This window comes from Nocardia sp. NPDC003482 (assembly GCF_053588115.1).
Window position 1 is genome coordinate 539,453 of record NZ_JBSFPI010000001.1, and the last position, 12,906, is coordinate 552,358.

9 protein-coding genes are annotated in these 12,906 nt (G+C 70.6%); 6 read left to right on the forward strand and 3 right to left on the reverse strand.

Annotated features, from left to right (window positions below; all coding sequences use genetic code 11):
- Positions 1-3,032 precede the first annotated feature (3,032 nt).
- From ACWDSJ_RS02515 to ACWDSJ_RS02530, 4 genes are all read left to right on the forward strand, one after another.
- Complete coding sequence (locus ACWDSJ_RS02515; protein WP_450028891.1) at positions 3,033-4,643, forward strand: hypothetical protein; 1,611 nt, start codon at positions 3,033-3,035, stop codon at positions 4,641-4,643.
- Positions 4,644-4,667: 24 nt separating this feature from the next.
- Entirely contained in the window at positions 4,668-5,834 is a 1,167-nt protein-coding gene (locus ACWDSJ_RS02520; protein WP_450028892.1) for a hypothetical protein, read from the forward strand.
- 192 nt (positions 5,835-6,026) lie between these two features.
- The gene (locus ACWDSJ_RS02525) at positions 6,027-6,767 is read left to right on the forward strand and encodes a hypothetical protein (protein ID WP_450028893.1); all 741 of its coding nucleotides are present in this window, start codon (positions 6,027-6,029) and stop codon (positions 6,765-6,767) included.
- Positions 6,768-6,969: 202 nt separating this feature from the next.
- A complete protein-coding gene (locus ACWDSJ_RS02530; protein WP_387357722.1) occupies positions 6,970-7,389 on the forward strand; it encodes a hypothetical protein in 420 nt (139 codons plus the stop codon).
- A 12-nt stretch (positions 7,390-7,401) separates the two neighbouring features.
- Here ACWDSJ_RS02530 and ACWDSJ_RS02535 read toward each other — a convergent pair whose 3' ends face one another.
- Both ACWDSJ_RS02535 and ACWDSJ_RS02540 read right to left on the reverse strand, forming a co-directional pair.
- Complete coding sequence (locus tag ACWDSJ_RS02535; RefSeq protein ID WP_450028894.1) at positions 7,402-7,920, reverse strand: LGFP repeat-containing protein; 519 nt, start codon at positions 7,918-7,920, stop codon at positions 7,402-7,404.
- A 477-nt stretch (positions 7,921-8,397) separates the two neighbouring features.
- Entirely contained in the window at positions 8,398-9,450 is a 1,053-nt protein-coding gene (locus tag ACWDSJ_RS02540; RefSeq protein ID WP_450028895.1) for an NAD(P)H-dependent amine dehydrogenase family protein, read from the reverse strand.
- A 154-nt stretch (positions 9,451-9,604) separates the two neighbouring features.
- Between ACWDSJ_RS02540 and fabG1 the strand changes: the two genes are divergently transcribed.
- Positions 9,605-10,324: a 3-oxoacyl-ACP reductase FabG1 gene (gene fabG1 / locus ACWDSJ_RS02545; RefSeq protein ID WP_450028896.1), complete on the forward strand. Its 720-nt coding sequence runs from the start codon at positions 9,605-9,607 to the stop codon at positions 10,322-10,324.
- 18 nt (positions 10,325-10,342) lie between these two features.
- The gene (gene inhA / locus ACWDSJ_RS02550; RefSeq protein WP_450028897.1) at positions 10,343-11,140 is read left to right on the forward strand and encodes an NADH-dependent enoyl-ACP reductase InhA; all 798 of its coding nucleotides are present in this window, start codon (positions 10,343-10,345) and stop codon (positions 11,138-11,140) included.
- Between the two features lie 61 nt (positions 11,141-11,201).
- On the opposite strand, the gene ACWDSJ_RS02555 is transcribed toward inhA, so the two are convergent.
- Positions 11,202-12,866 carry an NAD(P)/FAD-dependent oxidoreductase gene (locus tag ACWDSJ_RS02555; protein WP_450028898.1) on the reverse strand — a complete coding sequence of 555 codons (1,665 nt, stop codon included), beginning with the start codon at positions 12,864-12,866 and terminating at the stop codon, positions 11,202-11,204.
- Positions 12,867-12,906: the final 40 nt, after the last annotated feature.

Here is a 12,906-nt window from a genome sequence, read left to right on the forward strand (position 1 = left end):
AGCAGCTGATCGGATTCGTGCGCGGCCGCGGACCGCTGCCGACCCTGCGCGTCGGCCGCCAGCCCTACGGCGTCCTGCCGGTGTCCACCCTCGACGAATGGGTGCCCGACGACCCCGACGACCCCGACGACGCGGCCACCGCGCTGCTGTCGTGGCTGCTGCGGTTGCGGCACCACTGGCGCGGCGCGCTCATCTCCGGCTGGATCCCGCGGGTCACCGACGCCCGGCCCGCCGACCAGGTGGCGGCCGAAATCCTCTCGCGCGTCCCGGTTTCCGTCGATCTGCTGATCCGGCGGGTGCTGTCCACCGGCGGCGGCCGCGAGAAGTTCGACAAACTCGATCTGCGCGCCCCCGGGCCCAGCGTCGCGATCGGCGGCATCCTGTCCGGGCTGCGGTGGGCCACCCCGACCGAGGACGTCAGCAATCTGGGCTGGATATCCGACACCGCCCCGACCGATTACGCGGCGGTCACCGAACGGCTCGCGCCGAACCGGGCGCTCTATCGAGAACTGTTCGCGCACAGCCGGGATCGGTTCCGTGACGCCGTGGGCGTGCTCACCGGCGAGCTGACCCACGAGGAGTTCACCGCCCGCTGGCCCCTCAGCATCGACGGCGTCTCCCCGGACCGGCCGCACACCCTGTTCGGCGATGTGGGATTCACCGACGACACCGGATCGCCGACCGACCTGCTGCCGTGGCTGGTCACGGTCGGCCAGGAGATCGCCGGGGGTTCCGATCCGGCGGCGCTGGATCTGGCCCTGGCGATACCGAACACCGTCGACCGGCTGCTGAGCCAGCTGATCATGGCGCCGGAGACCCCGCCCGCCGAACTCGACGCCATCGTCGAATTCGGCAGGCGCGGACTGCCCGCCGCGGGCGCCGTCCTCGCCGGGCTCGACGCGCTGAGCACCGTCGCCGACGACGCCTTCGTCCCGCTGCTGTTCGAACTCCTCGACCTCGGCTCGCACCGGCTCGACGCCTGGATCACCTCGCTGGCCACCCGGCGGCTCGCCCGCACCCGCGCGTCCGGCGGGGCGGGAATCCGCGTCGGCGGCTACGGCTGGCTGGAGAATCTGCGACCCGGCACGGTCCGCGCGTCCGAGGGCTACATCCACGCCCCCTCCCAGCACCACGCCGCCACCGCGGCCGTGCTGCGGTCGGGATTCCTCGCGCACGAGGACGATTCGACCCTGGCGGTCGATCTCACCTCGCGCCGCGCCCGCACCGCCCGCTGGCTGCTCGGCGGGGTGCGGCGCGGCCAGAACCTCGGCGTGCTGCTGGGCTACCGGTTCGAACGCGCGCTGCACGAGGCCGGTCCGGACGTGGTGAAGGAGGCGTTCCGCCGCGTGTTCCCCACGCCGGTGGTGGCCGAACCCGCCGACGGCCACGAGCGCCCCGACCTGTGGGAGCGCAGCTCCGAGGCGATCGCCGCCGCCAATGTCGTCGACGGGGTGGCGTTGGTGAGAAGCCGTGACCTGCACCAGGTTTCGGCGCTGCTGGCCGAGCGCGGCTACCCGTTCGGCAACCCGGCGCTGCCGTCCGCGGCGGAGCTGCCCGGGGTGCTGACGCCGCTGATCGACGATCTGGCCGACGCCCTCGACGCCGTCGGTGATCTGCTGCTGGCCGAGAGCGTGCATCAGCTGGTCGGCGGCAACCCCATGCGCGCGGGCCTCGCCGCGGACACCCTGGGCAGCGGCGGGGACGTCCCCGACCGCTTCGACGTGCTGCGCACCCCGCACCGCGGGCGCGCGATCCCCCACCGGCTCGCGAGCGTGCTGCCGCCCGATCCGCCGCGCCCGCCCGGCTGGGGCGTGGACGCGTTCGCCCGGCTCGAGCCGAGGGTGGAGGCGTGGGCGGCCGACCTGCTCGGCGCCGCCACCGACTGGCGGCTGACCGGGAATCTCACGAAAGACGAACGCACGGAGGCGTTTTCGATCACCGTCGACACGCTGGGCCTCGGCGCGCTCGGGCTGATCGTCGACCTCGCCGTCGGCGGGCGCCGCCGCGCCACCGCGGTGCTGGCCGAACAACACGGAATACCCGGCGCCACAGCGGAATTCGACGGCGACTTCGCCGAACTGCACGCCGTCGCCGAGCGGATCGTCCGCCTGCTCGGCGGCGCGTCGGCCCTGCTGCCACGGCACCTGCTCGGCGACGCCGCCCGCGCGCCCGAACCCGAAGTGACGGAGACACGCGACAGGCTCGCCGCCTTCCTCACCGAACTCGACGATCCGGCGCGGCGCGCGGCCCTCGGCATCGACGGCGACGTCCCGAAACCGTTGCGCGAGTTGATATCCGACGCACCCGGTCCGGGCTGGCTGGGCGCGGCGTCGCGGCTGCTGGCCGACTTCCTCGGCGTGGCGATCCCGCTCACCGCCGACCTGCCCGGGATGCCGCTGCCCGACCCCGCCGCGACCGGCGCCGCGGTCGCCGACTGGGTGCGCCGCTTCGCCACCATCCGGCCCGGCGTGCGCACCTGGCACGAGACGCTGCTGCTCGCCGGGGTGCGCGCCGGTCACCCGGCCGCGCTGTCGGCATCGCAGACACCCGCCGACGGGCACTGGATCGGGGCGCCCTTCCCGCCCCTCGAACGCCCACCCGCCCGGACGCACCTGATCCGGCACACCCCGTTCCCGCTGCCCGCGGACCAGCCGCTCGCCGGACTGGTCTTCGACGAATGGGTCGAGGTGCTGCCCGGCTCGGACGCGCTGGCGACGACCAAGACCGGCCCCGACGCGGTGCCCGTCGAATCCGAACTCACCGGGCTCGCCTTCCACTTCGACCGGCCCGATGCCAAAGCGCCGCAAGCCATTCTGCTCGCCGTCCCGCCCGACCCGCGGCGCGGCTGGACGGCCGACGGCCTGGCCCTGGTGGTGCGCGACACCCTCGAACTGGCCAAGCTGCGCGCCGTCGACCTCGGCGACCTGCCGCTGCTCGACGACGTCGCACCGGTCGTGCGGCTCGACGGACAGGGCGGCGAATCCGGCGTGCTGATCGGCGAATTCTGGCGCGAACTGGCGGAGGACTGACCCATGCCGCGACGTATGACCGATATCCTCGGCAACCCTCGATTCCGGCTCGACGACCGGTTCCGGCTGGAACCGGTGACCCGCAGCCGGGAGGTCGCCACCGGGCTCAGCGCCCGCGTGCACGATCCCGCCTGGGCGCTGACCCGGCAGTGGCAGTTCGGCGAATTCGCCGGACAGGACGCGGGATCGCCTGTGCTGGTGGAACTCTCGGGCCACAGCACCCTCGTCTCGGCATGGCGGCCCGCGCCCCGGGCGGGGGAGGAGGACGCCGCCGTCCCGGACTGGCACCCCTACGACCCGCGATCGGGCCCGCTGGACGAACTGGTGGAGGCCGAGGACCCGGCCGCGCCCGACGAACTGCGCCGCGTCGAGGGCGGGGCGCAGTTCCTGCGGCTGCTCGACGAGCACGGGGCGGGCGACCGTACGGGCGAGGTGCTGGCCGCCTACGGATTCACCGAAACGATCACCGGCACAACGGATCTCGTGTCTTTGCTCGCCGCGCGGGTGCCCGACGCGTCGCGCATCGCCGCCGAACCCGGCCCGGCCGGATTGGAGGCCGTGCGCGACGAATGGCTGAAGTGGTGGCAGGGACTGTTCCCGCCAGACCTGCCCGACGCCTTCGACCCGCACCGCTTCGAGCACCGCGTCGATCTGTCCGTCGGCGACAAGGTCTTCCACGCCGAGGAGTACCTCGGTGACGGACTCGACTGGTACACCGTCGATCTCGCCCCCGACGCCGCGCCCGCGCCGACGCCGCCCGAGGCGCACCCCTTCCACCGCGAGGCCATCCCCGCGACGGTGCGCTACGGGGGCGTTCCCGCCGACCGGTTCTGGGAGATGGAGGACGCGCAGATCGACCTGGGCGCCACCGACGTCGCGACCCTCGACACCGGGCGGCTGCTGCTGATCGCCTTCGCCGAGGTCTACGGCAACGACTGGTTCCAGCTACCCCTCGAGGTGCCCGCGGGCTCGCTCACCGTCCTGGACCGCCTCGTCGTCGCCGACTCCTTCGGCGAGAAACACGAGATCCCCAGGGCCGGAACCGAAGACGCGGGCTGGAATCTGTTCACCGTCTCCGGCGCCGAGGACGGACTGCTGGTCATGCCGTCCGAGCGCGGCGCGGCCGGGGAGCCGCTGGAAACGGTGGCGCTGGTCCGCGACGAGCTGGCGAATCTCGCGTGGGCCGTCGAGCGCGACTACACCGACGGGCACGGGGTTCGGGTGGATCGGCGCGCGGACTGGCTGCGCCGCGCCCCCGAAGGCCCGCCGCCCACCGACCTGGGGGCCTACGCCGTGCAGACCATCGTCCCCGACTTCTGGCTGCCGCTCGTCCCGCACGCGGTGCGCGCCGCCGAGATCCGCTTCGCGCTGGTGCCGCTGCTCCAACCGGGACTGGACTCCGCGCCGCGCGGACGGCTGCTGCGCCCCGACGCCTGGGTGCACGAGGAGGAGATCCCCCGCGACGCGGCCGTGGTCTCGCGCCGAAACGTGGTGTCGCGCTGGTTCGACGGCTCCTGGCACGCCTGGGTGCGGCGCGAGAAGAACCCCGGCGGCGGCGAGGGCTCGAGCGGCCTGGCCTTCGACATCGTCCGCCCCTCCGAACCCTGGCCGTGAACACGAGGAAAGCAGGTATCACCCATGGGCACCATCACCGCCCCACGCTTCGAGGGACTCCGGCAGTTCGGGCTGTGCCTGGACGGCGCACGGATGACCGAGGCGGGTTTCGACTCCGACGGCAACCTCGTCGTCGACGAACCCAACGACGCCGACACGGTGTTCGCCGTGCAGGAGGCCCTCACCGAACTCGGCTTCGCCGTCGCCGCCTCCGGCGTCTACGACGCCGACACCGCCGAACAGGTGCGGCTGTTCAAGAACGCCCAGAACCTCGCGCTCCCACCGGGTCTCGTCGCCCACGACGGCGTCCTCGGCCCCGGCACCAGCAAGCGGCTCAACGAGATCTTCACCCCGCCCGACCCGGTCGAGGACCCCGAACTGCGCTACACCGACCGCAAATCCTTCTACACCAACCGCGCCCTGGCCAACGCCAACGACGCGAACCACCTGCCCTGGGACCCCGACCAGGGCTTCGCGTTCAACCGCCCGCGCATCGTCGACCTCTACGCCTACTACCGCGACCTCTACCTCCGCGCCCCCACGCAGTTCCTGTGGGCCGGACTCGGCCGCATGGCGGGCGGCGCCGTCGTCGGCGGCCTCGACGCCGACCCCGGCTTCACCGACCAGGCCGTCATGGTCCGCATCGGCCGCGACATCTTCTTCGACCTCGCCTGGCAACACGAGGCGTTCCTCGACGACCCCGGAATCATCCTGGAACTGGCCGACTTACACGACCGCTTCAACCGCTACCCCCGCTACGACGCCAACGGCCCCATCCCCGCCCAACCCGGCAGCCCCCGCCGCTCCTACCGCGCCGCCTGGGAGAAGATCCTCACCGGCACCGACGACGCGATCGCCGCGGGCAACCGAGACCTCCTCGAGAACGAACAGTTCTCCATCATCCAACCCCACTACGACTTCCTCCGCACCCACGCCTTCGCCGGCCTCCCCACCCCCTTCGTCAACGAAATCCACCCCTACCACCGCGCTTTCATCATCGAACGCCCCCAAGGCGACATCCTCGTCGCCGACGACCGCTGGTCCTGGATCAGCGACCGCATGTGGACCAACTGGGTCGCCGCGGGCGTCGACGAACGCTCCCGCCTGGTGCGAATCCCACTGGAGCGCACGAGCCAGGGCGACTTCGGGGTGCCGGGACGGCCGGATCTGCTGCCGCCCGGCGGGCCGTAGGGCGTCCGGATCGATCCCGCAAGGCCCGCGCCGATATTCGACCATCCAATTTTCGATATTCCATCCAGGAACTCCGCCGCGATTCGCCGAATTCTCGCCGAATCGAGCGGCGGGGGCGGCTCCGATGGGCGACGCTCGGGACAAGGGACATCCATCCAACGAGGAGCGGGAGCCGCTGTGTCGGAATCAAGCATGAATCCTGTTGCGCCGCAAGAGAACAGCGCGGAACCGGTGGACTATCGGTGGACGACGATCGTGACCGAGGCGAACGGGCGGGAACGGCCGCCGCGGCACGGCGAGGGCCGGTTGGACCAGACGGACGGCTACACCGGGGGCACGTACGACAGTCACGCCGAACTCGCCGCGTCCGTCTTCGCGGACATCTGCGCCGAAGCGGTCGAATACCACCGCGACGCGCTGCTCGACGCGCGGGTGGACGGGGAACCCGACCCCGCCGCGCCGGTCACGGTGACGACCACCGTCCACGACGCGGACGGCACGGTGATGGCCGTCCTCGCCGGACGACTGCGGCATCCATCGATCACCGACGACGACATCGACACCGCCGCGGCCACCCTGGGCCGGATCGCTGTCGAGGACGCCCGCCTGGAGCTCGACCGGCTGCGCAAGGCCGTCCCGATCGCCGCCGACCCCGAACCGACCACCGACCCCGACCTGTCGGAACGGCTGCGCGCCCTGCGCGCCGCCGCGACCGAATTGCGCGCCGAGGTCGACGACCCCGAATACTGCGACCACCGGCTCGCCACCCTCGAGGCCGCCCCCGACCGCACCCCCGACGTCCCGATCGATCGGCAAGCCCGCGTGGACCGTTGGCGCCGCCTGCGCGAAATCTCCACCGAGGCATACCGCGACGCGTCCCGCCTCGACGACGCCGCCACCCGCCTGCGCCGCGAACTCCGGCCCGCGCGCTGACCAGGTGAAACCGAAAGTCCGTGTCCGAGGCCAAGATCGGCTGGGACACGGACTTCCGGCTCGGGCACCGGTTCGTTTCCCCCCTAAACCGTCCGGTCTGTAGTCACGGTCCGGTGACAACTCGCCACAAATCGCCCCGGACACGATTAGCGTGCGAATAGCTGTTCACTGTCGAGCGGTGGTACGGAGATCGGAGATTCGCATGAGCAAGACCGATGTGGCGGCGCGACTGAATCTGGTGTTCGAGATGTGGGAGCGGGCGAACGGAACTCCGCTCGCGGATTCGACCGTGGCTCGGTGGGTGTGCGCCTGTGGCTGCCCGGTGTCGGGGGAGGAGATCGCGCGGGTGCGGCGCGGCGAGCAGGACGCGGTCTCCGGGGAATTGCGGCTGGTCCTGGCGGATGTCTTCGATGTGGATCCGGATTTCTTCGCCGCGCGGGCCGTGCTGGAGGATCCGCGCGACCTCGGGGTGGTGGCCGAATTCGACAACGGCGCGCTGCGGCGGCTCGGCCGGGCCGCGTCCGGACTTTCGGTGCGCACGCTGCTGTATCTGGGTTCGGTGGCCGACGCCCTGCGCCGTGCCGAGAATTTGCCGGATGTCGCCAGCACGGCCCGTATTTGAGTATCGCGGTCGCTACTTCGCGGTGATCTCGGTGTGCCGATCGCCGGCGTTCCAGGTGATGCTGCCGCCCGCGTAGTGACCGACCTTGCCGTTCGGGGCGTTCTCCTCGTCGGTGGTCGGGTAGCCCAGCGCGCCGTTCACGCCCCCGGCGCTCTCCCATCGCTGCCGGATGTCGCCCCAGGTGATGTGGGCGCCGGTGGCCGGACTCCAGCAGATCACACCGCCGGTGAACTCCTGGCACGAGCCGCCGTCGGGCCCGGGGACGGCAGCGCCGGTGGGATCGCCGAGAACGCCTGTGGGACCGCCCGATCCGGTGTACTTGCCGAGAACCTGTCCGGAGACGACGATCTCACCGTTCGGGGTGGCGATCCGCGTTTCCGGTGCCGCGGTCCCGGCGGCGGACGTCGTGGCGGGGCTCGCAGAGGTGCTCGTGGCCGATGTCGAGGCGTCGTTGCCGTCGCCGCAGGCGGCAATCACCGCGGCGGCGCCCGCCAAAGTCAGTGCGGCGGTGGCGATTCGGGCTCGGCGCATTCTTTCCTCCCGGAAGGTCTTGTCCGCGAAGCGGTTCGAACGACGCGCCCTAGCGTAGAACACATAGCTATCATTTGGCTAACTCTACCGAAAGGTTCCTGCCGAGAACCGGCGCGGCTCGTAGAGCGTGGCGGAGAGGCGGCGCCACGACCACGGGACCGAGATCGCACCCCCCGGACCGCCTGCCTCCCCGCCACTTCGACGCCACCACAGGGCCGAGGTGCTCCACCCAAGCTCTCGCCGAACGCGGTGACCGCCCCACTGTAAAGCCAAGCCCACCCATGACAGCAAACTTCCGGCGTTTCGCGGTGTGTCCCGCCACCGGATCAGGCCAGCGCTCCTTCTCGCCCGCGCTCGCCTGGTGGACCGTCGGGCGCGAGCATAGGTCCACGTCCGCGGTCCCCTCGTGGAGCGTGGGGCGTGGGGCGCGAGCGTAGGTCCTCGTTCGCGCTCGGCGAGCGTTGGGCGCGAGCGTAATCAGCGTGTGGAAGCCGCTTCGCGGTGGGCGGCCCAGAGCCCGGCGGGCGCGTGGGGGAGTCCGGCCTCGGCGAGGGTGAGGATCCCGGCGGGGGCCCGCGCCACGTCGAAGACCGAGCTGACGGCGGGCATGGCGGTCATGGTGTCCCACTCGTGGTTGCCCCAGGTGTCGGGTGGGACGAAGCGGATGCGGGTGTGGACGTCGGGTTCGCCCTCGATCGTGATGCGGTAGTGGTCGTCGTCGAAGACCCAGTTCTCGTTGAGTCGCTTGGTCAGGTACCAGGCGACGTTGGATCGAATCACGGTGCGGCCGTGGAACTTTCCGTGCCAGGTGCTGCGCAGCGCCGCGATGGTGTCCTGCTCGATGCGCAGCCAGCCGAGGTCCACGGTCTCCGCGGCCGTCGCGTACTCCACGGAGAACTCCAGATCGTCGAGGTCGAAACCCAGCGCGACACCCATGCGCCGCACCGAATCCCGGAACGTGCTCATCCAGAGCTTCGCGATCTCGACGAGTTCCGGTGTCGCCGCGGCCCGCCCGATCCCCAGCGCCCCCCAGGTCTCGGCCGACTCGTACACCGACACATCCGCCGACTCCGCGATCGACACCGACCGGACGTCCCGGCACACCGCCGTCAACGCTGTCACCACCGCGTTGACCCAGCCCGGATTGATCCCCGTGATGTGCAGCGAACTATCCCCCCGCGCGCACGCCTCGGCCAGCCGCCGCTCCGTATCCCCTTGTATCCCACCGACATTGAGGAACAGATTCGTGCTGATGACATCGAGCCCGCTCGCCAGCAGCCGCGTCACATGGTCGAGATCGGCCATGAACGGCGTGTAGACGACGGTATCGGCCCCCAGCGCCAGTAGCGCGTCGATATCGGTCGTCGCGACCACACCGGTCTCGGGCCGCCCGCACAGCGTCCCCGCGTCCACCCCGGCCTTGTCCGCCGAATAGGCGTACACCCCGGCCAGCTCCAACCGCGGATCGTCCAGAATCCCCCGCAGACTGAGCTTGCCGACCTTGCCGGTGGTCCATTGGATGACTCGCAACCCACGACTCCTTCTCCCGGTGGCCGAGCGAGAATGACATTCTCGTGAACGGAATATAGACCTACCACCCCGCCGCTGGCAACGAATCCACCCGGCCCGCCACCGCGCAAACTGCGCGATTGTCGAATCCTGTTCTCGCCGATAACTTTCGGAGGTGGCTAATTCAACTGGGCCGCGGTCGGTTCTCGTCACCGGCGGTAATCGCGGTATCGGGCTCGCCATCGGGCGGCGGCTGGCATCGGACGGACATCGGGTCGCGGTGACGCATCGGGGATCGGGGGCGCCGGACGGATTGTTCGGGGTCGCCTGCGACGTCACCGATTCCGAATCCGTGGATCGGGCGTTCGAGGCGGTCGAGGACAGGCAGGGCCCCGTCGAGGTGATGGTGGCCAACGCCGGGATCACCGACGACACCCTGCTCATGAAAATGGACCAGGAGCAATTCGACCGCGTGCTCCGGGCGAATCTGTCGGGCGCGTTCCGGGTGGCGAAACGGGCCAACCTCGGCATGCTGCGCGCTCGCTGGGGCCGGATGATCTTCCTGGGATCCGTTGTGGGGCTGGGCGGTTCGGCCGGTCAGGTCAACTATGCCGCGTCCAAGGCGGGCCTGGTGGGGTTGGCGCGGTCCATCGCGCGGGAACTGGGATCCCGCTCGATCACCGCCAATGTCGTGGCGCCCGGATTCATCGAGACGGACATGACGGCCGCGCTCGGGCCGAAGGTGAAGGACGCGGTGCTCGGCGCGATTCCCCTGCGGCGCATCGGAACCCCGGACCATGTGGCGTCGGTGGTCAGCTTCCTGGCCTCCGACGACTCCGAATACGTCAATGGGGCGGTCATCCCGGTGGACGGCGGCCTCGGAATGGGACATTGATCGGAATGGGACACTGAGATGAGCGGACTGCTGGCCGGGAAGACCATCGTCGTCACCGGCATCATCACCGACGCGTCGATCGCCTTCCACGTCGCCCGCGTCGCCCAGGAACAGGGCGCGCGCGTGCTCGTCACCGGCTACGGGCGGCTCGGGCTGGTGAACCTCATCGCCCGGCGGCTGCCGCGCCCGGTGCCCCCGGCGCTGGAACTCGACGTGCGCGACACCGCACAGCTCGCGACCCTCGCCGACCGGGTGCGGGCGCACGCCCCGGAGGGGATCGACGGGGTCGTGCACTCGATCGCGTTCGCGCCGCCGTCCTGCCTCGGCGCGGACTTCCTCGCCGCGCCGTGGCCGGATGTCGCTGTGGCGGTGGAGGTTTCGGCCTATTCTTACGCCGCGCTGGTGCGGGCGCTGCTGCCGGTGCTCAATCCGAACGCCGCGCTCGTGGGGATGGACTTCGACCCGCGCACCGCCGTGTCGTTCTACAACTGGATGGGCGTGGCCAAGAACGCCCTCGAGGCGGTCAACCGGTACGTGGCCCGCGAGGTCGGCGGCAAGGGCATCCGCTCGAATCTCGTCGCGGCGGGACCGATCCGGACGCTGGCGGCCAAGGCGATCGCGGGGACCGCCCTCGGCGCGGGCGACGAACTGGCGGAACTGAACGAGTCGTGGTCGCGGCGCGCGCCGCTGGGCTGGAACATCGACGATCCGCTCCCGGTCGCGAAGTCGGTGTGTGCCCTGCTCTCGGACTGGCTGCCCGCCACCACCGCCTCGGTGGTGTACGTCGACGGCGGCGCGGGCCACATCAGCTCCTGAACCGCGAGACACCAAGGCCGCCACCCGGTTTCGCCGGGTGGCGGCCTTCGTGGCGCGGCGACTAGCCTCGTTCGCCGACCACGTGCGGATCGGATTCGCGCGCGTGCCAGCGGGTGAACGTCGTCGGAGTGAGGAACATGTCCCGCGAATCGGGATTGGTCAGCGCCCACCGGAACCCGGACCGCGCCACCGCGAGCGCGGCCTCGCTGAGCTCGATCTCGACCGTGTGCCCCGACCGCTCCAGCGCCTCGCGGGTGATGCGGATCGGGAACTTGTACTCGTCGGCCACCGCGAGGATCGTGCGCGCGGTCTCACCCGCGCCCGCCGCGCCCGTCCGGTAGTCGTCGAGCAGCCCCACCGCGCGGTCGAAGAACGCGCGATAGTCGGGATCCTCGAAGTCGGAGAACACCGGATCGGTGCTCTCCCCGGACAACTGCCGCGGATCCCGGGTGCGGGTGTACTCCGCGAGCGCGTTCATGATCCGGAACTCGGTCGGCACCGTGGCCAGCCCCCACACCCGCAGCCAGCTGTTCCACAGGTCGAAATCGGCCGTCGCCGTGAAGGCCCCGGCCACGAGGCGATCGTTGAAGCTCAGCACCCGCCGGTGCAGATCCTCGAGGTGGGCGAAGCGCTCCTCGGCGAAGTCGTCGTCGCGCAGCGCCGCGAGCAGCGGATCGATCAGGGCGGCGGTCACCTCGAGGGTGTTGATCAGCCCGCGCGAGAACAGCGGGTCCAGCGCGCCCGACGCGTGCGACATCATCGACCAGCGGTAGCCCGCCGACCGGCTCGACGAGAACTGCAGCCGATCGGTGTTGACCCACGGCCGCACCGTCCTCGCCTCGGTGAATTGCGCCGCGACACTGGGGAACCGGTCGAGGAACTGCTGGAACTCGTCCTGCGCGCCGACGTCGGCGGGCTTGGGATACAGCCGCGGGTCGACGGTCAGCCCGACGCTCACCAGCGGATTCGTCGAGCCCTCCCGGTTGTTGAACGGGATCACCCAGAACCAGCCGCCCTCGAACACGTGATGCAGGGTGCTCTGCTCCCACGGCACCGACATCGGCGTATCCGGTTCGAACACACCGACATCGACCATGTGGGTGAACATCGACCGCGAGTGGTGGGCGAACCGCGGCGGCCGCTCGCGCAGCTTGTAGTGCTCGGCGACCACGCTGCGGAAACCCGAGCCGTCCACCAGGTAGCGGGCGTGGACCGTGCTCTCCGTGCCATTGTGCACCGTCCGCAAACGCACACCCGACGCATCGATATCGATGGCGGTGACCCGGGTGTGCTGGCGCAGCACCGCCCCGTACCGGACCGCGGCGTAGGTCAGCCAGGAATCGACGTCCTGGCGGAACAGATGGTTCTCGTCCTTGGAACTCGTGCCGATCGCGTAACTCTCGCGCGGATCGTGTTCCGCGCCGGGACGGTGATAGGCGAAACCGAAACTGCGTTTGATCCCCGAGGTCGAGGCGACCTCGGAATGAATGCGTTCGGGATAGGCGATCGTCTCCAGTTCCGGGACGTCGTAACGCTCGGCGAGCAGGCAGCTCAGCAACGAGGTGTGCGGAATCGTCGATTCGCCCACCGCGAAGCGCGGATGCACGCCGCCCTCGATCATGATGACGCGAACGCCGTGCCGGGCGAGAATCATGCCCAGCACCGCGCCGCTCATTCCGGAACCGATCACGGCGACGTCGAAGGAATTATCGAGGTCTCGGATCATCGGCGCACTCCTGTCCGAAAAGATTGTCCCGCAACGCATT

Excerpts from the sequence above, each read along its gene's own strand:
- ACWDSJ_RS02515 (WP_450028891.1), top strand. The coding sequence starts at position 3,033 with ATGCCGCGACGTATGACCGATATCCTCGGCAACCCTCGATTCCGGCTC.
- inhA (WP_450028897.1), top strand. The coding sequence starts at position 10,343 with ATGAGCGGACTGCTGGCCGGGAAGACCATCGTCGTCACCGGCATCATC.
- ACWDSJ_RS02520 (WP_450028892.1), top strand. The coding sequence starts at position 4,668 with ATGGGCACCATCACCGCCCCACGCTTCGAGGGACTCCGGCAGTTCGGG.
- ACWDSJ_RS02555 (WP_450028898.1), bottom strand. The coding sequence starts at position 12,866 with ATGATCCGAGACCTCGATAATTCCTTCGACGTCGCCGTGATCGGTTCC.
- ACWDSJ_RS02535 (WP_450028894.1), bottom strand. The coding sequence starts at position 7,920 with ATGCGCCGAGCCCGAATCGCCACCGCCGCACTGACTTTGGCGGGCGCC.
- ACWDSJ_RS02530 (WP_387357722.1), top strand. The coding sequence starts at position 6,970 with ATGAGCAAGACCGATGTGGCGGCGCGACTGAATCTGGTGTTCGAGATG.
- ACWDSJ_RS02525 (WP_450028893.1), top strand. The coding sequence starts at position 6,027 with ATGAATCCTGTTGCGCCGCAAGAGAACAGCGCGGAACCGGTGGACTAT.